This is a genomic window from Flintibacter porci (assembly GCF_041925195.1).
Lineage (GTDB): Bacteria > Bacillota > Clostridia > Oscillospirales > Oscillospiraceae > Lawsonibacter > Lawsonibacter porci.
The window spans coordinates 68351-89670 of sequence record NZ_JBHEVB010000006.1 but is presented as its reverse complement, the minus strand read 5'-3'; the positions used below and the strand labels follow the sequence as shown (position 1 = coordinate 89670).

General features: G+C 58.4%; 24 protein-coding genes. 8 read left to right on the top strand and 16 right to left on the bottom strand.

The annotated features are described in order from the left end of the window. Positions 1–22: 22 nt before the first annotated feature. The 9 genes from ACEVJL_RS08005 to ACEVJL_RS07965 all read right to left on the bottom strand — a co-directional run bounded on the left by ACEVJL_RS08005 (position 23) and on the right by ACEVJL_RS07965 (position 7064). Positions 23–1198 carry a GNAT family N-acetyltransferase gene (locus tag ACEVJL_RS08005; protein WP_325208149.1) on the bottom strand — a complete coding sequence of 392 codons (1176 nt, stop codon included), beginning with the start codon at positions 1196–1198 and terminating at the stop codon, positions 23–25. A gap of 26 nt (positions 1199–1224) precedes the next feature. Then, entirely contained in the window at positions 1225–1542 is a 318-nt protein-coding gene (locus ACEVJL_RS08000; protein WP_008980194.1) for a DUF1622 domain-containing protein, read from the bottom strand. Positions 1543–1559: 17 nt separating this feature from the next. After that, positions 1560–1898, bottom strand: a complete 339-nt coding sequence (locus tag ACEVJL_RS07995; RefSeq protein WP_235395982.1) for a DUF6054 family protein — start codon at positions 1896–1898, stop codon at positions 1560–1562. 18 nt (positions 1899–1916) lie between these two features. Beyond that, the gene (locus ACEVJL_RS07990) at positions 1917–2837 is read right to left on the bottom strand and encodes a dihydroorotate dehydrogenase (protein WP_374737421.1); all 921 of its coding nucleotides are present in this window, start codon (positions 2835–2837) and stop codon (positions 1917–1919) included. After that, a complete protein-coding gene (locus ACEVJL_RS07985; RefSeq protein WP_325208147.1) occupies positions 2830–3606 on the bottom strand; it encodes a dihydroorotate dehydrogenase electron transfer subunit in 777 nt (258 codons plus the stop codon). Before ACEVJL_RS07985 ends, ACEVJL_RS07990 begins: the two co-directional genes overlap by 8 nt. Positions 3607–3629: 23 nt before the next feature. Then, a complete protein-coding gene (locus tag ACEVJL_RS07980; RefSeq protein WP_374737420.1) occupies positions 3630–4172 on the bottom strand; it encodes a hypothetical protein in 543 nt (180 codons plus the stop codon). A 12-nt stretch (positions 4173–4184) separates the two neighbouring features. After that, positions 4185–4703: a hypothetical protein gene (locus tag ACEVJL_RS07975; protein ID WP_374737419.1), complete on the bottom strand. Its 519-nt coding sequence runs from the start codon at positions 4701–4703 to the stop codon at positions 4185–4187. Positions 4704–4797: 94 nt separating this feature from the next. Beyond that, the gene (gene pyrF, locus ACEVJL_RS07970; RefSeq protein WP_325208144.1) at positions 4798–5724 is read right to left on the bottom strand and encodes an orotidine-5'-phosphate decarboxylase; all 927 of its coding nucleotides are present in this window, start codon (positions 5722–5724) and stop codon (positions 4798–4800) included. A gap of 59 nt (positions 5725–5783) precedes the next feature. Then, complete coding sequence (locus ACEVJL_RS07965; RefSeq protein ID WP_008980201.1) at positions 5784–7064, bottom strand: dihydroorotase; 1281 nt, start codon at positions 7062–7064, stop codon at positions 5784–5786. Between the two features lie 195 nt (positions 7065–7259). Here ACEVJL_RS07965 and ACEVJL_RS07960 point away from each other — a divergent pair, with 195 nt between their 5' ends. The 3 genes from ACEVJL_RS07960 to ACEVJL_RS07950 all read left to right on the top strand — a co-directional run bounded on the left by ACEVJL_RS07960 (position 7260) and on the right by ACEVJL_RS07950 (position 8577). Then, on the top strand, positions 7260–7436 hold the full coding sequence (locus ACEVJL_RS07960) for a hypothetical protein (protein ID WP_008980202.1): 177 nt from the start codon (positions 7260–7262) through the stop codon (positions 7434–7436). Between the two features lie 124 nt (positions 7437–7560). Beyond that, positions 7561–8112, top strand: a complete 552-nt coding sequence (locus ACEVJL_RS07955; RefSeq protein WP_374737418.1) for a DUF3793 family protein — start codon at positions 7561–7563, stop codon at positions 8110–8112. 33 nt (positions 8113–8145) lie between these two features. Continuing rightward, positions 8146–8577 (top strand): flavodoxin, encoded by a 432-nt coding sequence (locus tag ACEVJL_RS07950; RefSeq protein WP_374737417.1) that lies wholly within the window; start codon positions 8146–8148, stop codon positions 8575–8577. Positions 8578–8654: 77 nt separating this feature from the next. Here the strand turns inward: ACEVJL_RS07950 and ACEVJL_RS07945 are convergent, their stop codons facing one another. The 5 genes from ACEVJL_RS07945 to ACEVJL_RS07925 all read right to left on the bottom strand — a co-directional run bounded on the left by ACEVJL_RS07945 (position 8655) and on the right by ACEVJL_RS07925 (position 13703). Next, entirely contained in the window at positions 8655–9770 is a 1116-nt protein-coding gene (locus ACEVJL_RS07945; protein ID WP_374737416.1) for a phosphotransferase enzyme family protein, read from the bottom strand. Between the two features lie 4 nt (positions 9771–9774). Next, entirely contained in the window at positions 9775–10701 is a 927-nt protein-coding gene (locus ACEVJL_RS07940; protein ID WP_325208140.1) for a nucleotidyltransferase family protein, read from the bottom strand. Positions 10702–10795: 94 nt separating this feature from the next. After that, positions 10796–11815, bottom strand: a complete 1020-nt coding sequence (galE, locus tag ACEVJL_RS07935; protein ID WP_235396007.1) for a UDP-glucose 4-epimerase GalE — start codon at positions 11813–11815, stop codon at positions 10796–10798. 109 nt (positions 11816–11924) lie between these two features. Beyond that, positions 11925–12830, bottom strand: coding sequence for a helix-turn-helix domain-containing protein (locus tag ACEVJL_RS07930; RefSeq protein WP_008980206.1), 906 nt, complete (start codon positions 12828–12830; stop codon positions 11925–11927). A gap of 21 nt (positions 12831–12851) precedes the next feature. After that, positions 12852–13703 carry a helix-turn-helix transcriptional regulator gene (locus ACEVJL_RS07925; protein ID WP_008980207.1) on the bottom strand — a complete coding sequence of 284 codons (852 nt, stop codon included), beginning with the start codon at positions 13701–13703 and terminating at the stop codon, positions 12852–12854. A 557-nt stretch (positions 13704–14260) separates the two neighbouring features. On the opposite strand from ACEVJL_RS07925, the gene ACEVJL_RS07920 reads away from it, so the two are divergent. From ACEVJL_RS07920 to gnpA, 5 genes are all read left to right on the top strand, one after another. Next, entirely contained in the window at positions 14261–15613 is a 1353-nt protein-coding gene (locus ACEVJL_RS07920; RefSeq protein WP_110441115.1) for a carbohydrate ABC transporter substrate-binding protein, read from the top strand. Positions 15614–15749: 136 nt separating this feature from the next. Beyond that, positions 15750–16634 (top strand): carbohydrate ABC transporter permease, encoded by an 885-nt coding sequence (locus ACEVJL_RS07915; RefSeq protein ID WP_020989512.1) that lies wholly within the window; start codon positions 15750–15752, stop codon positions 16632–16634. A gap of 12 nt (positions 16635–16646) precedes the next feature. After that, positions 16647–17531, top strand: a complete 885-nt coding sequence (locus ACEVJL_RS07910; protein ID WP_008980210.1) for a carbohydrate ABC transporter permease — start codon at positions 16647–16649, stop codon at positions 17529–17531. A 9-nt stretch (positions 17532–17540) separates the two neighbouring features. Continuing rightward, the gene (locus ACEVJL_RS07905; protein ID WP_008980211.1) at positions 17541–17741 is read left to right on the top strand and encodes a DUF6903 family protein; all 201 of its coding nucleotides are present in this window, start codon (positions 17541–17543) and stop codon (positions 17739–17741) included. 115 nt (positions 17742–17856) lie between these two features. After that, entirely contained in the window at positions 17857–20028 is a 2172-nt protein-coding gene (gene gnpA / locus ACEVJL_RS07900) for a 1,3-beta-galactosyl-N-acetylhexosamine phosphorylase (protein WP_235396009.1), read from the top strand. A 215-nt stretch (positions 20029–20243) separates the two neighbouring features. Here gnpA and rplL read toward each other — a convergent pair whose 3' ends face one another. Both rplL and rplJ read right to left on the bottom strand, forming a co-directional pair. Then, positions 20244–20621 (bottom strand): 50S ribosomal protein L7/L12, encoded by a 378-nt coding sequence (gene rplL, locus ACEVJL_RS07895; protein ID WP_008980213.1) that lies wholly within the window; start codon positions 20619–20621, stop codon positions 20244–20246. Positions 20622–20679: 58 nt separating this feature from the next. Then, on the bottom strand, positions 20680–21225 hold the full coding sequence (gene rplJ, locus ACEVJL_RS07890) for a 50S ribosomal protein L10 (RefSeq protein ID WP_008980214.1): 546 nt from the start codon (positions 21223–21225) through the stop codon (positions 20680–20682). Positions 21226–21320: the final 95 nt, after the last annotated feature.

Below are 21320 nucleotides of genomic sequence, written 5' to 3'. Positions count from 1 at the left end.
TGGGTGTCCCGCAGCAAAGCAGTTATTCTGCCACATTTGGAATATCGGGGCGGCAGATGGGCTTTTCCAACACGTCCAGGGGGAACCATTCGCCCTCTTCCACGCCGATCTTGTGGAAACCGTATTTATCATAGAAATGCTGAGCGTGATCGTTATTCAGTGCACAGCGCAGACGCAGACCCTGGCGGCCCTCCTTGCGGAAGATGGATACAGCGTGTCCCAGCAGCTGCACGCCCAGCCCGCGGTTGCGGAACTCGGGAGCCATGTAGCACAGGGGGATGTAACCCGCTCCGTCCGAGCGGAAGCGCTCCAGATCCAGCTGGATCATGCCGGCAAATTGGTCTCCGGCCATAGCCACGGATACGCCCCAGGGGGACATTTCCAAATCACGCCGGGCGACTTCCCAGAAGCCGGGACCGTCAAAGGGCAGCTCGGTACCGTGGACGGTGATCCAGGTGTCACGCCGGGCGGCGAGATAGAGCTCCTGTTCCTTTTCCGGGTCCAGGGGGCGGAACCAAAGGTTTACGTCCTCCGCCTTCTGGCCGCCCTTGCGCCACCAGGACTGGCGGGCCAGCGTGGAGATGGACTCATCCAGATGGGAGTTGTCGCCCTCATAGACGATATGGAAGGCGTTTCCGTCCCAGGCCAGGCAGGTAACGGCGGTGTTGTCAAAGTGAGGCAGGTCCTTCCACTGCTCAGGTTCTGTTCCTTTGACCTTGCCTAAAAACTGCCGGATAGCAGTGCCGTGGCTGAAGAGAGCCACATTCTGGTCGGGGTGCTTTTGGGCGATGGAGCGGATGGCTTCATAGACCCGGTCTCCCAGCGGGCCGAAGCCCTCTCCGCCGCCAGGAGCCTGGAAGCTGGGATCGGTATGGTTGAACAGAGCCAGCTGTTCTCCCTGGAAGTGGCGCACTTCGCCCCAGGTGCGGTCCTCCCAGTCGCCCATGTGGATCTCTCGCAGTCCGGGGTGCAGGTGGAGAGGAAGACCTTTGGGGAGATATACAGCCCCTGCGGTGAGCTGGGTGCGGATGAGGTCGCTGGAGTAGACCGCGTCAATGGGAACCGAGTCAAACCGCTGCTGAAGCGCCTGAATCTGACGCTCTCCATTTTTCGTGATCAGAGAATCGTACCAACCGTGGATGCGGCGATAGAGGTTTCCCTCTGCCTCCGCATGACGAATCAGGTAAATTGTTGTCATATCATTCCAGTCCTTTGCATAAGAGATCAGCCGTGGGACTTCATTTCAAAGTGGATCAGCAGAGACAGCAGCGCCCGCAGCAAGACCACCGCCCCCAGGACAACCAGTTCGTTCAGATCCCGCACCAGCACGGTTTTCAGGATCTCTGCCGCCATTTTAAATTCCAGACTGGTGGCCAGTCCGTTGGCCAGGTCAAATTTTACGTCCAGCGGGACGTGGGTGACCAGGCCTTTGCAGTAGTTCCAGAAGGCGCGCACAGCGGAAACAGCCACTACAAAGATGCCCATCAGCTCACAGATGGAGATGATCGGGGGCAGAAGCATGGCGATCAATTCTTCCAGCATGGCAACCTCCTAAAAGATTATAACATATCGTCGCGCAGGCACTCATAGACCAGGGAGGAGAAGGAGGAGGCCGCGCCCCAGTCGAAACGGAACAGCCCCTCGCCTCCGCCGCCGCCAATGCAGTGCACCCGGGTGGGGCCGGAGAGATTATCGATGGTAACCGTGAGGGTCAGACGATTGCCTGCCCGCCAGTAGTGCTTTTCATAGACGGCCACGATGCAATACTGCTCTCCCTGGCCCTGGATCACATAGTGATCAAGAAGTTCTCCGGTGATGCTTCCGTCCACCACAGCGGAGTGGATCTTTTTGGCGGTCTCTTCCATAGACAAGGAGACCAAAAAGGTGTTTTCGTCCATCGAAAAGCCCTCCTTCCCTTACCAGGGCTGAACGCCTCCGGTGAGCTGAGCCACACGCTCCAGACCCTGCAGGGAGGCAATATCGGCCAGCTCATCCCGAACCTTGATGGGAGCGAACGGATCGGCAAACATGGCGGTGCCTACGGCAACCGCGGTGGCTCCGGCCAGCATCAGCTGAGCCGCATCCTCGCCGCGGCTTACGCCGCCCATGCCAAGGATGGGAATCTTCACCGCCTGGGCAACCTCCCAGACCATCCGCACTGCCACAGGCAGGACGGCGGGACCGGACATGCCGCCGGTGTTCATCTTCAAAATGGGACGGTGGGTATTCACATCGATACGCATGCCGCGCAGAGTATTGATGAGGGACACGGCGTCAGCGCCGCCGTCCTCCACCGCCCGGGCAATCTCGGTAATGTCGGTGACATTGGGGGAGAGCTTCACCATGACGGGCACTTTGCCTGCATGGGCCTTAGCCACCTGGGTGACTTCAGCGGCCAGCTCAGGGCGGGTGCCGTAGGCCAGGCCACCTGCTTTTACGTTGGGGCAGGAGATGTTGACCTCAATCATATCCACCCCAGCTTCCGAGAGCTTTTCACACATGATGCCGTATTCCTCGGGGGTGTTACCAGAAATGTTGGCGATGACCTTCACGTCATACTGGCGCAGGAAGGGCAGCTCTTCCGCAATAAAGGCGTCTACCCCGGGATTTTGCAGGCCCACGGAGTTTAGGATGCCCATAGGGGTCTCTGCAATACGGGGGGCAGGATTTCCCTCACGGCGGTGGAGGGTCAGTCCCTTGGCACAGATACCGCCGATCTCGCTCAGGTCATAAAACTGGCCGTACTCCCGGCCAAAACCGTAGGTGCCGGAGGCTACACAGATGGGGTTTTTCATGGTCATCCCGGCCAGGGTGACGCTCATATCCACATTAGGCATTCCAGTCCACCTCCTTGGAGTCAAAGACGGGGCCGTCTTTGCACACGTGCTTGCGGGAGCCATCGGCCATATCGCAGGCGCACACCAAGCAGGCGCCCACGCCGCAGCCCATGCGCTCCTCCATGGATACCTGGCAGGGAACGCCGAACTCCTCGGCCACCTTGGCTACGTTGCGCAGCATGGGCTTGGGACCGCAGGCCAGCACAGCGTCATAGTTGTTGTTCTCGCTCAGCTCCTGGCGCACCAGGGCATCCACAAAGCCGTGGTGACCCATGGAGCCATCGTCGGTAGCTACCAGCACCTTGGCGCATTCGTCCTCAAAACAATTGGTCAGGATGATCTTGTCCTGAGAGCGGCCGCCCAGAATGGCGGTGGATTTTCCACTGGTATACTGAGCACAGCCCAGCATGGGAGGGATACCGATGCCGCCGCCCACCAGCAGATAGCGGCCCTCGGGCTTCATGGTAAAGCCGTTGCCAGCCAGTCCCAGCACGTCCAGGCTGTGGCCAACGGGGCGGCCCGCCAGCCACTGGGTGCCTTCGCCCCGGACCTCAAAGACGATGGTCAGAAGGTCCTGAGGCTCATCCTCCTGGCAGGAGCACACGGAAATGGGACGGCGCAGAAGCAGTCCCTCACCGCACTTGACATGGACAAACTGGCCGGGGGCCTTGAAGGAGGTGCGGACCATGTCGCCGCACTCCAGCGTCATATAGATGGCGTCTCCCATCTGCTCTTTGGAGACGATTTTACATTTGCGTTCTACTTTCATCGTGTCACACCTTTGTCTGACTGTTATTTTTCCCAGGGGGGTTTGCCCCCATGCCGGCTAGTATCTGGCCGGGAGAAGGGTTCCTCCTGGTCAGCGGCCTCAGGTCGGGGGGGATTGTCCTTGATCTCGGGCAAATCCGGTGGCTGGGGGATGTAGAATTCCGCCTTGCCACACCGGGCGCACCGGATGACCTCCACCTCCAGCCAGACGGGGGAGAGGATATCTTGAACCGTTGGGTGCAGATGAAACCGCTTGTCCCCGTACCGCTCCATGGGTCCGCCGCACCTCAGGCAGGTCTTGTCCGCGCTGATGGCCTGCCGGGCCCGCTCCAGCCGGGAGCGCTCTTCCTCCAGCCAAGCCTCATCCTGTTTTAGCCAGGCCTGAAGTTCCTGGGGATTGGGCGCCCGGCCGGTAGCCAGGGCTTTGACTGCCCGCTCCTTGGGGGAAAGAGGGGAGAGCTGATCGTAACAGGCGGAGCACACGGACAGGTCCGAGTCGCCGCACTGGATCAGACAGCCACCGAACAGACCAAATTCCTTGCCGCAGAAAATGCACCGTTTTGCCATGGCTCTCCCTCCTTATTTTTCCCAGGGGGCTTTCTCTTCTTTCTGCCAGGGGAAGCGGAAACTGCGTTTTTCATCGGACTGGGCCGGGATCGTCTCCGGAGCGGCCTGGGAGGCTTGCTCCTTTAGCTCGCTTTTCTGTGTGGAAGAAGGGGGGACAAACCCGGCGGTATAAAGCTCCACCTTACCGCACTGAGGACAGGCATACAGATCCACCTCGTACTGGTCGGCCAGAAGGGTCATCAATCCGCCGCCGCCATCCGCGCCGATGGAGAAGTGTTCCAGCTTGCGTTCCAGTATGGCGCCGCAGGCCGGGCAGACCTTTCCGGTATTCACATTTGCTTGTACCGTGTCTGCCCTCTGTAAATAGGGGGAGGCCAGGATCTGCTGTTCCAGGTCCTGCCGTTCTCCGGGGGATGCTTTGCTCATTCGGACGTCACAGGCACTGCACAAAACCTGCTTGCTGCCGTGAAAATCCAAATCGATCTGATCGAGCAGTCCAACTTTTTTACCGCAGAGCACACAGTAAGCCATAGAATCCCCTCCTTATGCAGAGTCAACGAATCCACTGTTACGAACCGGACGAGGATGTTTCTGCCGGGGCCATGGCCCCAGCAGGAATTTTATATTATTCTACGGTCACAAACTGAGCAATGTCGTCCCGCATAGCAATAGCGGCGTTCCGGGCCGCCTCCTTGAAGTCGTGACCGTCGCCGCCGGTCTTCTTCCAGGCGCACATAATGCCGCGGGAGGAGTTGACGATGGCGCCGTGGCCCTTCTCGTTGAAGGCGTACTTCACGTCGGCCGCGGTACCGCCCTGAGCACCATAACCAGGGACCAAGAAGAAAGTATGAGGGAGTCGGGCGCGTAAATCCTGGATCTGCTGGGGATAGGTGGCGCCGGTGACGGCACCGGCCATGGTAAAGCCGTACTTGCCCTCGGTGCCGGCGGCGATCTGCTCGTTGAGCTCGCCCATCACTTCATAGATGGTGCGACCGTCGGCGGCCTTCACGTCCTGAAGCTCGCCGGAGCCGGGGTTGGAGGTCTTCACCAGTACGAAGGCACACTTGTCCTCGCCCTTGGCGGCCTCCAGGAAGGGCTTGATGGAGTCGGAGCCCATGTAGCCGTTGAGGGTGACACAGTCAGCGTCAAAGGACTTGAACACCTGACCCTCGATGGGAGCACCGGAGAGCCAGCCTTCCGCGTAGGCGGTGGCGGTAGAGCCGATGTCGCCACGCTTGATGTCGGCAATGACAAACAGACCCTTCTCCTTGGCATAGCGGATGGTGCGCTCCAGCATCTCCATGCCCTGCCAGCCCAGGTTCTCATAGTAGGCGCTCTGGGGCTTAACAGCGGGGACAATGTCGCACAGGGCGTCAATGAGGCCCACATTGAACTGCCAGATGGCCTCCACGGCCCCCTTCAGGCCCACGCCATACTTCTCAAAGGCTTCCTTGCGGATATACTCGGGGACATACTCGATGCGGGCGTCCAGCCCGGCCACGGTGGGGTTTTTCTTCTCGCGGATCTTCTCCTGCAGCACGTCAAAAGACATGGTTGATCTTCCCTTCTCTTTTTAAAATCGAATTCTGCCAGCGGCAGTTTCTATCTGCTTCAGCGGTCCTGATAAATCACATTTCCGCCTACAATGGTGTACTTTACCTTACCCTTGACCTCCCGTCCGGCAAAGGGGGTGTTCCGAGCCTTGGAGGCAAACTGCTCCGGGTCAATGGTCCAGACCTCTTCGGGGTCAAAAATAGTGATGTCGGCGTCGCTGCCCAGGGACAGGCGGCCCTTGGAACTCAGACGCAGAATGGAGGCGGGAGTGTAGGTCATGCGCTTGATGATCTCGGGCAGCTTCATCTTGCCCGTGTGGTAGAGCTCGGTAAGGGTGATGGCCAGAGAGGTCTCCAGACCCACCATACCGCTGGGCGCCCGGGTGAGGGGGCGGGATTTCTCCTCGGCGGAGTGAGGCGCATGGTCGGTGGCGATGGCGTCGATGGTGCCGTCCTTCAGACCGGCAATGATCCCCTTGATGTCCTTAGCGGTGCGCAGGGGAGGATTGACCCGGGCCATGGAGCCCTGAGTGAGGATCTCATCCTCCGTGAGGGTGAAGTACTGGGGGCAGGTCTCACAGGTGATGGCAACGCCCCGCTTTTTCATCCGGCGGATGATATCCACGCTCTTGGCAGTAGATACATGGCAGATGTGGACGTGGGCGCCGGTCTCTTCGGCCAGCATGGCGTCCCGCATGACCATGATCTCTTCGGCGATGGCGGGCCGACCCTCCAGCCACAGCTGGCGGGATACGCTGCCCTCATTGACCGCACGGCCTTCCACCATGGTGGTGTCCTCGCAGTGGCACAGTACCGGCATCTCCAGACGCTTGGCGTGGATCATCACATCCCGCATCAGGTTTGCGTTGTCCACATTGCAGCCGTCATCAGACAGAGCGATCGCGCCCGCCTTTTTCAGGGCGTCGGCATCCGAAGGCTCCTCGCCACGCATGCCCATGGAGACGGCGGCGATGGGGTAGACGTGCACGCCGTTGGCCTGAGCAGCCTTGTCTTTGACATAGCGGACCTGCTCCGGAGTGTCCACCACCGGATCGGTGTTGGCCATGCAGGCCACCGAAGTAACGCCGCCGTGAGCGGCGGCGGCAGTACCGGTAAAAATGTCCTCTTTGTAGGTGAGGCCGGGGTCACGCAGATGTACGTGCATGTCCACCAGACCGGGGCACACCACAAGACCGTCCGCATCGATTACCTGGTCAGCCTCTTGACGAATATCCTTTTCCAGCTGGACCACTTTTCCGTTTTCGATATACAGGTCCTGAATGGATACGGTGCCGCTTACCGGGTCCACGACTCGTCCGTGTTTGATCAGAAGTTTCATAATAAAGAATCCTCCAAAGGGTAGGGCAAATGCCCAATGCAGTTTTCGAAAAACGCGCAGGAATGCGCGTACATACTCAAACTAAATTATAGCGGAATCCACAGGATTTAGCAACGCATTTTTCCCCGAAACCGGAAAGAATAACAATGCGCGCCAAACAAGCCGTTTTGGTGCGGGAAAGGACGTGAAGAAGCGATGAACGGATGCGGATATGGAAAGTTTTTTCTGGGCATGACCATGGGCATGGCGGCTGGCGCCGCTATGGGCATGACCATGGCTCCCTCTCGCCGTGAGATGCGGCGGGTGGCTCACAAGGCGGCTAAGAATGTCACCGAAGCGGTGGAGACTCTTACCGACGCCATGGGGATGTGAGCAAAGGCCCGGCGGAGCAGATTGCTCCGCCGGGCAAAAATGATACTTGACAAAACAGTTAACTGATGCTAACTTATAATTAGTTAGCTTAAGCTAACCATAAGGAGGAATTACTCTGACTACCTTGGATCATCTGCTTGCCGCCCACTGCGCCCCGGCTTTGGCGGGGATCAAGCCAGCCAATCTGGTTTCCTGCCAGCGCAGTCAGTTTCCTCAGCTGTCCCGGCAGCTGGAGGAGTACCGCAGGGCCTTTGCTCCCAAAGACGTACACTTTCGGATTTTATGTGCCTGTTCCAAGCGCTATCTGCTGCTGGTCTACCGCCGTCGCCTGCTGGAGCAGTGTCTTGCGCAGGAGAAGGTGGTCACGCTGCTGGAGCAGTTTGGCTATCACCGGGAGGAGTCGTTGGAAACCAAGCTGGACCGTCTGGCCCGCCGGGCAGCGGGACAGGGAGGATTTCCCCATGAGATCGGGCTGTTTCTGGGCTACCCTGTGGAGGACGTAGAAGGATTCATCCGTTATGGCGGTGCGGGCTGTAAGTTGTGCGGCTGCTGGAAGGTATATGGCGATGTGCCCAGTGCCTCCCGACAGTTTGCCCGGATTACCCAGGTGTGCCGCACCTGTGTGCGGCGGGTAGAGCAGGGCGAGACCCTGTTTGAAGTGTTTGCTGTGGCATAGCCAAGTATATATGAATATTTTAGGAGGTTCACCATGAGTAAGATTGCTGTGATCTATTGGAGCCAGACCGGAAACACCGAGATGATGGCCAACGCCATCGCGGAGGGCATCCGGGAAGCGGGCGCGGAGTGCGATGTGTTTGCTCTGCCTGGGGTGAGCGCCGACCAGGCTGCGGAATATGAGAAGCTGGCCCTGGGCTGCCCCGCCATGGGAGCCGAGGTGCTGGAGGAGATGGACTTTGAGCCCTTCTTCACCGAGCTGGAGCGCCGTCTCAGCGGCCGCCCGGTAGCCCTGTTCGGCTCGTACGGCTGGGGGGATGGCCAGTGGATGCGGGACTGGGTGCAGCGCACCCAGGACGCCAACGCCAACCTCTACCAGGAACAGGGTCTGATGATCAACGAGACTCCTGACGAGGATGGATTGGAGCAGTGCCGGGAGTTTGGACGGGGCTTTGCCAAGTATTAAGAGAATACATAGAAAAACGGACGGTTTCCAGGAAACCGTCCGTTTTTCTTATGGAAAGGAATGAAAGTAAGCAAGCATCAGTTGGGGCGGTACTTGTCCACCACAGCCTTCATAGCCTCCCACTGGTTCTCCATGTCGGCCACCAGCTTAAACTGGGTGCGGCAGCGGTCCAGATTCTGGCCCTCGCGGTGGGTGCGGAAGTAGTGGTCGCCCTCCAGATAGTCGGTGAGGAAGCGGATGCCGCACTCCAGAGTCATCAGCTTGGCGCCCCAGGGCAGGTAGTCCAGCTCGGCCTGGGTAAGAGCGCCGTTGGCTCCCTCCAGGAAGCCCTGGGTGTACACCTCAAACAGGGACAGGTCGAAGTTCACCTTGGACAGGTCCTTCTCATCCTCGGCACAGTGATTGGCGCCAAAGCGGATGGAATCGCCGAAGTCGTTGATGGACAGGCCGGGCATTACGGTGTCCAGGTCGATGACGCACACGCCCTCGCCGCTCTTGCGGTCCATGAGCACGTTGTTGAGCTTGGTGTCGTTGTGGGTCACGCGCAGGGGCAGCTTGCCATCCCGCAGAGCCTGGAGAGCCACGGAGCAATCAGCCTCCCGGGCGGTGACAAAGTCCAGCTCCGCCTGCACGTCCTTCACCCGGCTCATGGTGTCGGCGGCCACGGCAGCCTTCAGCTTGGCCAGGCGGTCCTCGGTGTCGTGGAAGCGGGGAATGGTTTCATACAGGGTGTCGGCGGGGTAGTCCTTGAGCATCTGCTGGAAGCGGCCAAAGGCCCGGGCGGAGGCAGCAAACAGCTCGGGGGTCTCGGCGGACTGGAGGCACTTGGTGCCCTCAATGAAGGGGTAGACACGCCAGGCGCCGCCCTCGGGATCGGTATAGAAGTTTTTGCCGTCCTTGGTGGCGTAGACACACATAGTCTCCCGAGTGGGGTCGCCGCCGGCTTCGGCGATGACCTTGCCCAGATAGGAGGTGACGCCCACGATGTTGGCCATCACCTGCTCGGGGTGATGGAAGGCGGCAGAGCTGATGCGCTGGAGAATGAACCGGCGGCAGGGATCCTCGCCGGGCTGAGTGTGGACACAGAAGGTATCGTTGATGTGGCCGGAGCCATAGCGCACCGCGCCAACGACCTGACCGCCGAAATCAAAGGCGTTCAGAGCGTCCTGCAGAAACTGTTCAGCCTGAGACATGTTCTTATACCTCCCACAGCTTGTCGGGATAGAGACCGCTGGCGGTCATCTCCGCAATGGCGTTGACCACCACGGGCTTGTCCTCCCGATAGGTAACGCCGTACCACTTGTCGGTGCTGCGCAGCACCTTAACACGGGCCTTCTTCTCCTCCAGCAGCTGGGTGACCACGCTGGGCAGGAAGTACTCGCCCTTCAGGGGGTTCTCCGCCAGAGCCTTGTCCAGGAAGGCGGGGAAGCGGGCCTCGGCCTCCTTCAAAAAGCTCTCGGTGAAGCCCCACAGGTTCATGGACACGATGGTGTTTCCGCTGAGGTGGGTCCAGGTGGCACCGTCGTCCTCGGTGAAGCGGGCATCGGCGCCGTCCTTCTCGATGCGGGTGCGCTCGGTCACCCGGGTGAGGTAGTTCTCGCTGTCCTCCTCGCAGATGCCGCGGGCCACATGACCGTTCTCGGTAACGGTGTTGCCCAGCAGGTAGCCCACCATGGCAAACTCATAGCAGCCGGGCTGGTCGGGGTGGGACTCCAGGTAGTCGTAGATCTTCTTGAAACCCTCGGGGCCGTAGTAGTCGTCGGCGTTGACCACGGCGAAGGGACCATCCACCACCTTGCGGGCGGCCAGAATGGCGTGGGCAGTGCCCCAAGGCTTCACGCGCTCCTCGGGAACGGAGTAGCCCTCGGGCAGATCGTCCAGCTGCTGATAGGCGTACTTCACGTTGATGACCTTGCTCAGACGGTCACCGATGGCGGCCTTGAAGGTGTCCTCAATCTCATGCTTGATGACAAAGACGACAGTCTCAAAGCCAGCGCGGCGGGCGTCGTAGATGGAGTAGTCGATGATAAGCTGATTGTGGTTTCCAACGGGGTCCACCTGCTTGAGGCCGCCGTAGCGGCTGCCCATTCCGGCGGCCATGACCACAAGAACCGGTTTTTTCATAAAATCCATTCCTTTCTTTCTCGCCCTTCGGGCGCTGTAAGGCCGGAGGTGGGAGACCGCCTCCGGCCAGTGGATGTTACACAGGAGAAGCGGCTCAGCCCTTGTAGCCGTTGGGGTTCATGGACTGCCACTTCCAGGAGGAGGCGCACATCTCCTCGATACCGTACTGGGCCTGCCAGCCCATCTCATTGAGAGCCTTGGCGGGATCGGCGTAGCACTCGGCGATGTCGCCGGGACGGCGGGGATCGATGACGTAGGGCAGAGTCTTGCCGCAGGCCTTCTCATAGGCGTGGAGGATGTCCAGCACGCTGTAGCCCTTGCCGGTGCCCAGGTTGCACACGAACAGGCCGCACTTGGTGTCCAGCTTCTTCAGAGCGGCCACATGGCCCTTGGCCAGGTCTACCACGTGGATGTAGTCACGCACGCCGGTGCCGTCGGGGGTGGGATAGTCGTTGCCGTAGACGTGGAGCTTCTCCAGTTTGCCCACGGCCACCTGGGCGATGTAGGGCACCAGGTTGTTGGGGATACCGTTGGGGTCCTCGCCGATGAGGCCGGACTCGTGGGCGCCGATGGGGTTGAAGTAGCGCAGCAGAGCCACGTTCATGGTGGAATCGGCGGCGCAGATGTCGGTGAGGATACGCTCCAGGAAGAGCTTGGTGGTGCCGTAGGGGTTGGTGGTGCCGCCGGTGGGGAAGTCCTCACGGATGGGCACGCTGGCGGGGTCGCCGTAAACGGTGGCGGAGGAGGAGAAGACGAAGTTCTTCACTCCGTGACGGCGCATGGCGTTGAGGAGCACCAGGCTGTTGACCAGGTTGTTGGTGTAGTACTCCAGGGGCTTGGCTACGCTCTCGCCCACTGCCTTCAGACCGGCAAAGTGGATGACCGCGTCGATGTCGGGGTACTGGGCAAAGAGAGCCTCCACCTGAGCCTCGTCGCACAGCTCGGTTTTTACAAAGGGAACTTTTTTACCGGTGATCTTCTCCACCCGACGCAGGGATTCCTCGGAAGAGTTGACCAGATTGTCTGCTACCACGATCTCATAACCCGCCTGGATAAGCTCCACGCAGGTGTGGCTGCCGATGTAACCGGCGCCGCCGCTGACCAGAATAGACATGGGAAGCACTCCTTTCAAAATAAGCGCGCTGCCGCGCAAATGGGCCGTTTTGACCCCAAATTCATACCTTCATTGTAGTAGCTGGCGCAGGGAAAGAAAATAGATGATTCTACACATTGTTTGCACTATCGTCCGCAGAAACGCCGGGCAGTTCGGAGAGCATTTTCACACTCCGGGCATACTCGCTGGGGGACATGCCGGTGACCTTGCGGAAGCGGCGGGAGAAGTAGTGGACCGACTGGAATCCAAGCCGGGCGGCGATCTGTGTAAAGTTGAGCCGGCCATCCCGGATCATCCGCCGGGCGGCCTGAATCTTCAGGTTCCCAAAGTACTCCATCACCCCGCCGCCGGTGTAGGTATGGAACAGCTTTTGCAGCTGACTGCGGCCGATGAGATTGTCCCGGCAGATCTCTTCCAGGGTGAGTGGACGGTCCAGGTTCTGCTCCATGTAGGAGGCCACCCGCTTGAGGCTCTCATCGCCTCCAGGTGCGGTGAGCGGGGGTGCGGGCTGTTCCCGGCGGCGGATGAGACGGATGAGCAGTTCTTCCAGTGCGGCGCATACCAGCTGCTCCCCGCCGAAGGGAGAAATCTCCCGGCGCTGGAGACTCTGGGTGGAGGGATCGTCCAGAGGAGTGGAAAATGCCGCGGTGCTCTCCTCCACGATACGGGCCAGCAGAGCACGTTCCGCTTCTCCCGCTGTGGTGATGAGTCCCTGGAAAAAGTTCATATCCGGACTGTTGCAACCGAAGCTGACTACCACTAGGTCAGGGGCTACCCCGGTGGCAGACAGAGCATGAAATTCGCCCGGAGCATGAAAAATCATCTGTCCCCGGGACAGTTCCCAGACCTGATCGCCGGCAGTCACCCGAAGCGTGCCCCGGTCTACGTACAGCAGCTCCCAAAAGTCATGGGATTCTCCGGAAAAAGCATAGCTTCCGGCATATTCAAAGTAGTGTACCGTGTAGATTTCATGCACGTGGATGGGGCGCTGGGGGAGCAGGGGAAGATAGGCCATGGCAAAAACTCCTTTTTAACGCTACGTGTGTTTCTCCTGTGAGTGCCGGTAGCGTTTGCGGTACTCCATGGGGCTAATGCCCTCCAGACGGCGGAAGCTCTGGGAAAAATAGCTGGGGGAGGAAAAGCCCAGGATCTGAGCGATCTGGGATAGGGTGTAGTCGGTGTTGGTCAGAAGAAATCGACTTTCCTGGGTGCGGCGGGCAATCAGATAACTGATCGGGGAGATGTTGTATTCTTTGCGGAAAGCGTGGACCAGATAGTATTTATTAATGTGGGCGATGGCGGACAACTGGTCCAGCGTCAGGTTCTCTTTAAAATGGTTGTCAATGTAGCGCCGTACCAGATCGCACTCTCGGCTGATCTTGTGCCCGGGCTCTGAAGAGGCGATGGCCAGGTCGTCCTGACGCTGGAGCCGCAGCAAAATAATGTCCAGCAAATGCTGGCAGACCTGATGATAGCCGGTTTGGCCGCCCCGGGCCTCCTGGAGCATCAGCTTCAGGCAGGTGGTCAGCTCTTCCCAGCCGGAGGTGATGTGGGACAGGGCATAGCCCCCCGTGTCGGCCAGTACTTCCAGGCCTTCTACGCCCAGTACCGTATATTCCATGGGGCTGCCCGCCTGGCTCAGCTCGGTGTGAGGGACGCCGGCGTTGACCAGCACCAGGTCGCTGACAGCCACCGAGAAGCTCTCATGCTGGAGCTGAAAACGGCCTCGCCCGGCGGTGACAAAGAACAGTTCTGTACAGGAGTGGGTGTGGATGGTGCAGTTCCACTCCTGGCTGTACTGGGCGCAGGTGATATACAGCAGCTTGGCTTGATTCTGCACCGTAGGAGATTGGGATTCCTGGGAGAAAATATGATGACTGGTGCTCATAAAGCGCGCACCTCCTTCCAAAAACAGGAACAGCAAAGAAAAAATCGGGCGGGAGACAGTTGTAGGAAAATTGCGCTGCCCGCAGGGAAAGTTTTATAGAAATAGTGGTTTGTAAAAAAAGGAATCGCACAGATTTTGCTTTTGATTGGTTTGTTACTATTATAAAGCCTGGAGGAGAATTGTGCAACTTCTAAAAAAGGTGACTTGAATTTAAAAAAAACTTGCGCGAAACGAAAAGATGAAAATCCGACAAAACTTTCAAATTATTCATTCTTCCTAAAAGGAAAGGGAATGGAACGGAGACTTTCCGGCAAAACTGCGAAAAAAGCAATATATATAAAAAGTACAGCAAGAAAGGAATTGCTTAAGGAAATTGGAAGCGTATACTTGAATTTAGAAAGCCGCGAGCGAAAACTTCGGTTGGCTGCTTGCGGACAACGGCGTAGATGCAGGGCATTGGGCAGGTCCTGATGGACTTAAGGGAAGAAATCAGACGCAGATGACTTCCTGCCTGGCACCTGCAAAAACGTAACATTTTAGAGGAGGAATGATGAAACATGAAAAAGTTCCTGAGCCTGACTCTGGCCGCTTCCATGTCTCTTGCGCTCCTGGCCGGCTGCGGCAGCAGCAACGGCGGCGGCAGCGACGCCAGCAAGAGCGGTGACGGCAGCAACACTGCCGGCGGCACCATTAAGGTAGCTGCCATCGAGACCAGCTACGGCACCGAGGTTTGGAACAAGGTGTGCGAAGCCTTCACCGAGCAGACCGGCATCAAGGTCGAGCTGACCATCGACAAGAAGCTGGAGGACGTCATCGGCCCCGCTATGCAGGGCGGTGAGTATCCCGACGTGGTGCACCTGGCTGTCGGCCGTGAGGCAGGCCTGACCGAGCAGTTCATCAAGGACAAGAACATCGCTGAGATCACCGACGTGCTGTCCATGAAGGTTCCTGGTGAGGACGTCACCGTGGGCGACAAGATCATCCCCGGCTTCGTCAACGACAACTCCACCACCAACCCCTACGCTGACGGCAAGACCTATCTGGCTCCCATGTTCTACTCTCCCTGCGGCCTGTTCTACAACAAGGGCCTGTTTGCGGAGAAGGGCTGGGAGGTTCCCACCACTTGGGACGAGATGTGGGAGCTGGGCGACAAGGCCAAGGCTGAGGGCATCTCTCTGTTCACTTACCCCACCACCGGTTACTTTGACGCTTTCTTCTATGCTCTGATGTATGAGGCCGGCGGCGAGGAGTTCTTCTACGACGCCACTCACTACGCTGAGGGCATCTGGGATACCGATGCTGCCAAGACCTGCTTCGACATCGTGGAGAAGCTGGCTTCCTACACCAACCCCATCACTCCTGCCCAGGCCAACGATCAGGACTTCACCCAGAACCAGCAGCTGGTGCTGGACAACAAGGCCCTGTTCATGCCCAACGGCACCTGGATCGTCTCTGAGATGGCTGAGGCTCCCCGCGCTGACGGCTTCGAGTGGGGCATGACCGCTCTGCCTGCCATCACCGAGGGCGGCGACCGCTACAGCTACACCTTCTTCGAGCAGATGTGGATCCCCAAGGGCGCTGAGAACATCGACGCTGCCAAGCAGTTCATCGCTTTCATGTACAGCGACACCGCCGCTGATCTGTTCGCCGAGGCCGGCGCTGCCCAGCCTGTTACCGGCATCGTGGATAAGCTGACTGGCGACAACCAGATCTTCTACGGCATCTATGACGACGGCGCCAAGGCCGCCCTGGGCGCTTTCGCTTCCTACAAGTCTGTGGCCGGCCTGGGCACCCAGCGCGAGGTCTTCTTCGATCCCGTCAACGCTCTGGTCTCCGGTTCCATGACCAAGGACGAGTGGGTGAGCAGCATCAAGACCGCCAGCGATCAGATGCGTGCCAACCTGACCTGAGTTCCTGAGTTCGAAACGTAAACACGATCGTACGGGGACGGCGAGCGGTAACTCGCTCGCCGTCCCTCTTTTTCAAAAAATGTGAACAAGCTGTAAACGGGCCGCAGCAGCGGCCGAACTGAAAGGAGCTGAGTGTGTGAGAAGGAACAAAGGGCGCAGCCGCTTCCTTGTGCTGTGCGTGGCTCCTGCCACCATCCTGTTTTTCATCTTTATGATCGTTCCCACGTTGAACGTGTTCCGCATGTCTTTGTATGAACGAGGCGCTTATTCGCCTACCGAGACCTTTGTGGGTCTGAGCAACTTTAAAGCACTGCTCAACGATACCCTGTTTATCCGCTCCATGCAGAATACCATTCTGCTGGTGGTCGTGGTCACCATGGTGACGTTTGCCTTCGCGCTGATTTTCGCCAGCATTTTGACCCATGAGAACGTCAAGGGCAAGAATCTGTTCCGGGTCATTTTCTATATCCCCAATATCCTGTCCGTTGTTGTTATCTCCGGTATTTTCTCCGCGATCTATAAGCCTGAGAACGGTATGCTCAACAGCATCATCTCTATGTTCGCAGGAAAAACGGTGACGGTCCTGTGGAAGGACGCCCCCCTGGTCATGGTCAGTATCATCATCGCCATGATCTGGCAGGCCATCGGCTACTACATGGTCATGTACATGGCTTCTATGGCCAGCGTGCCTGAGAGCCTCTATGAGTCCGCCAGCCTGGACGGCGCGGGCCGGATGCGCCAGTTCTTCCAGATCACCATTCCTCTGATCTGGACCAACATCCGCACCACCCTCACCTTCTTCATCATTTCCACCATCAATATGGCCTTCCTGTTTGTCAAGGCCATGACCTCCGGCGGCCCCAACGGCGCCTCTGAGGTCGCCCTTTCCTACATGTACGGACAGAAGGACGCCGGCCTGTATGGTTACTCCATGGCCATCGGCGTGGTGATCTTCCTGTTCTCCTTCCTGCTCTCCGCCCTGGTCAACCACGCCACCAAGCGGGAGCCCCTGGAATTTTAAGGAGGTGCCCCGATGCAAGAGAAGAAAACCTCCGGAAGCCGGATCTATAAGGTATTTATCTACGTGGCCCTCATTGCCCTGGCGGTCTCCATTGTGGTGCCAGTCTTCTGGGTGTTCATGGCCTCTATCAAGCAGAACAGTGAGTTCTACGGCAACCCCTGGGCACTGCCCGCCGGTTTCTACTGGCAGAACTTCGTTAACGCCTGGAATACCGCCAAGATGGGCGAGTATATGCTCAACTCCGTGATCGTCACTGCCCTGGCTCTGGTGATCCTGCTGGTGGTGGCTCTGCCCGCCGCCTACTGTCTGTCCCGCTTCTACTTTAAGGGACGCAAGTTCCTGAACACCGCCTTTATGGCCGGCCTGTTCATCAACGTGAACTACATCGTGGTCCCCATCTTCCTGATGCTGCGGGACGGCGATACCTTCCTGAAGAACACCATCGGTACCCAGTTCCTGCTCAACAATCTGGTGGTGTTGGCCCTGGTGTACGCCGCTACGGCGCTGCCCTTCACCATCTATCTGCTGTCGGGCTACTTTGCCACCCTGCCCCATGACTTTGAGGAGGCGGCCTACATCGACGGCGCCGGATACGGCAAGACCATGGTCAAGATTATCTTCCCCATGGCGCAGCCTTCCATCGTAACCATCATCCTCTTCAACTTCCTGTCTTTCTGGAATGAGTACATCATCTCTATGACATTGATGAGCTCCTCCACCGGCAGCAAGACCCTCCCCGTTGGTCTGCTGAACCTGATGCAGGCCCAGCAGTCTGCGGCCCAGTACGGCACCATGTATGCCGGTCTGGTGCTGGTGATGCTGCCCACCCTGATCCTCTATATCTGCGTGCAGAAGAAGCTGATCCAGGGCATGACCGTGGGCGGACTGAAAGGTTAAGGTGCAGCTATGAGATTTTGGAAAGAACATGTGGCCCTGCGGGTCAGCCTGATCCTGATTTTGACTGTCGTGGGTCTGGGTATGGTGATCGGCGGCTGGAAAATGACCGGCCAGATGACTGGCCTGATCATTATGCTGGTGGGCCTGGTGCTGCTCATTGCGGCTCTGGCCATCTACAACAAGCCCTTCCAGGACGAACGCAGACGCTGAGAAACCATTGCAGCATGCCGGGCGAGTGCAGTCCCGTGCCCGCCCGGTTTTGTGTGCGCCCCAATGGGGCGTAGGAGAGAAACGGATTTGGACCTTTTATTAAGGAGATTGAACTATGAGTGATTTGAAGCAAAACCGGGGACGGGTCACCATCCCCACCGATGTGGACGTGGTGCCCGAGACTCTGGAGCTGCTGGAGCGCTGGGGGGCGGACGCCATCCGGGACTGTGACGGCACCGATTATCCCGAGCAGCTCAAAAGCGTCGATGCCAAGGTGTACTCCACCTATTACACCACCCGTAAGGACAACGCCTGGGCTAAGGCCAACCCGGACGAGGTGCAGCAGTGCTACATCATGACCGGCTTTTATACTGCCAGCCAGGGAGCCCTGTCCATCCCTCTGATGAAGGGCATCAGCCCGGAGCTGATGCAGGTGAACACCCGGGACGACATCAAGCGCTGGTGGGAAGTGATGGACCGCACCACCGGCCAGCCTGTGCCTGCAGACCAGTGGCGCTATGACGAGGAGAGCGGCTGTGTGGTGCTGGACAAGCCTGAGTTTTTCCACGACTACACCGTCAGCTTCCTGGCCTATCTCATCTGGGATCCTGTGCACATGTATAACGCCGTCACCAACGACTGGAAGGACTTTGAGCACCAGATCACCTTTGACGTGCGTCAGCCCAAGACCCACAAGTTTACCATGGAGCGCCTGCGCAAGTTCATCGCCGAGCATCCCTATGTAAACGTCATCCGCTACACCACCTTCTTCCACCAGTTCACTCTGGTGTTTGACGAGCTCAAGCGTGAGAAGTATGTGGACTGGTATGGCTACTCTGCCTCCGTCTCTCCCTTCATCCTGGAGCAGTTTGAGAAGGAAGTGGGCTATAAGTTCCGCCCCGAGTTCATCATCGACCAGGGCTACTACAACAACCAGTACCGTATCCCCAGCAAGGAGTTCAAGGACTTTATGGCCTTCCAGCGCCGAGAAGTGGCCAAGCTGGCCAAGGAGATGGTGGACATCACCCACGAGCTGGGCAAAGAGGCCATGATGTTCCTGGGCGACCACTGGATTGGCACCGAGCCCTATATGGACGAGTTCAAGACCATCGGTCTGGACGCTGTGGTTGGCTCCGTGGGCAACGGCTCCACCCTGCGCCTTATTTCCGACATCCCCGGCGTGAAGTACACCGAGGGCCGCTTCCTGCCTTACTTCTTCCCCGACACCTTCCACGAGGGTGGCGACCCTGTGAAGGAGGGCAAGGAGAACTGGGTGACCGCCCGCCGGGCCATCCTCCGCAAGCCCATCGACCGCATCGGCTATGGCGGCTATCTGAAGCTGGCCTGCCAGTTCCCCGAGTTCATCGACTACCTGGAGAGCGTGTGCAACGAGTTCCGGGAGCTGTATGAGAACATTAAGGGTACCACTCCCTACTGTGTCAAGACCGTGGCCGTCCTCAACGCCTGGGGCAAGGCCCGTTCCTGGGGCTGCCACATGGTTCACCACGCCCTGTATCAGAAGCAGAACTACTCCTATGCCGGCGTGATCGAGGCCCTGTCCGGCGCTCCCTTTGATGTGAAGTTCATCAGCTTTGATGACATCAAGAACGATCCCAAGTGCCTGGAGGGCATTGATGTCATCCTGAACATCGGCGACGGCGACACTGCTCACACCGGCGGCTACTGGTGGGAGGATCCCTCCATCTCCTCCGCCATCAAGGCCTTTGTCTACAACGGCGGCGGCTTCATCGGCGTGGGCGAGCCCACCGGCCACCAGTATCAGGGCCGCTATCTGCAACTGGCTCAGGTGCTGGGCGTGGAGAAGGAGACCGGCTTCACCCTGGGCTACGATAAGTACAATTGGGAGCAGCATCCCGACCACTTCATCCTGGCCGACTGCAAGGGCGAGATGGACTTTGGCGAGGGCAAGAAGAGCATCTACGCTCTGCCCACTGCGGAGATCCTGGTGCAGAAGGACAAGGAGGTCCAGATGGCGGTGAACGAGTACGGTTCCGGCCGTGCGGTGTACCTGTCCGGCCTGCCTTACTCCTTCGAGAACAGCCGTGTGCTGTACCGCTCCATCCTGTGGAGCACCCACGATGAGGCGGAGCTGAACAAGTGGTTCTCCTCCAACTACAACGTGGAGGTCCACGCTTACGTGAAGAACGGCAAGTACTGCGTGGTCAACAACACCTATGAGCCTCAGTCCACCACGGTCTACAAGGGCGACGGCTCCAGCTTCCAGCTGGATCTGGCTGCCAACGAGATCCGCTGGTACGAGATCTGATCCTTCGATTACAAATCAAAGAAGCGGCACAGCAATTGCTGTGCCGCTTCTTTTGTATGCTTTAGAATAATAGAACCATGGTCCCCCTTACACAACCAAGCCTAACGGAGAGGGGACTTACGCAGATAGGGGAGGGGAGAGGGTTAGGATAACAGAGAATAAAAAAACAGGTCTGAGACTATGTCTCAGACCTGTAAAAAGCAAGAGAAGTGAAATTACTTCAGCTCCACCTTGGCGCCGGCCTCTTCCAGCTTCTTCTTCAGCTCCTCGGCCTCGTCCTTGGAGACACCCTCCTTCAGAGCCTTGGGAGTGCCCTCGACCATGCCCTTAGCCTCAGCCAGGCCCAGGCCGGTGATCTCACGGACAGCCTTGATGACCTTGATCTTGGCAGCGGCGTCGAAGCCAGCCAGGATAACGTCGAACTCGGTCTTCTCCTCAGCAGCGGGAGCAGCAGCGCCGCCAGCGGCGGGAGCAGCCATAGCAGCGGCGGAAACGCCGAACTCCTCCTCCAGAGCGTGCACCAGCTCGGACAGCTCCAGAACGGTCAGGCCCTTAACTTCCTCGATGAGAGCGGTAATCTTCTCGCTAGCCATGATAAAATACCTCCTAAATGAATGATAATTTCTTAAATGATAATGATGTGCCGAATTCTTACTCGGCGGGGGCAGCCTCGGGCTCGGCAGCGGCCTCTACGAAGCCGCCCTTCTCCTCGGCGATGGCCTTCAGGACGATAGCCAGGCTGGTGATGGGAGCCAGCATGGTGCCCAGAACCTGAGCCTGCAGGACCTCCTTGGAGGGCAGCTCAGCGATAGCCAGGATCTCGTTCAGGGGCAGCACCTTGCCGTCCATAAAGCCGGCCTTAATGACGAACTTGGAGCCATTGAACTGCTTGGCAAACTTGTTGATGACGCGCATGGGAGCGATGGGATCGCTGTGGCTGATAGCCAGAGAAGTGGTGCCGTTGAGGCACTCGGACAGCTCGCCCAGGCCAGCGCCCTCGGCAGCAAAACGGGTGAGGGTGTTCTTGACAACGGCGTACTCTACGTCGTTCTTACGCAGCTCCGTACGAAGCGCGGTATCCTCAGCCACGGTGATGCCCTTATAGTCGACCAGCACACCGGAGGCGGCATTCTGCAGCTTCTCGGTCATCTCAGCCACGATAGCCTTCTTGGCTTCCAGGACATTTGCGTTAGGCATTTGGGATTCACCTCCAGAGAAATAATGAAAAAACGCTGTTTCCGCGCACAAAGACGGACACAGCGTGAAATTACATAGATAAATTCTCACTGCAC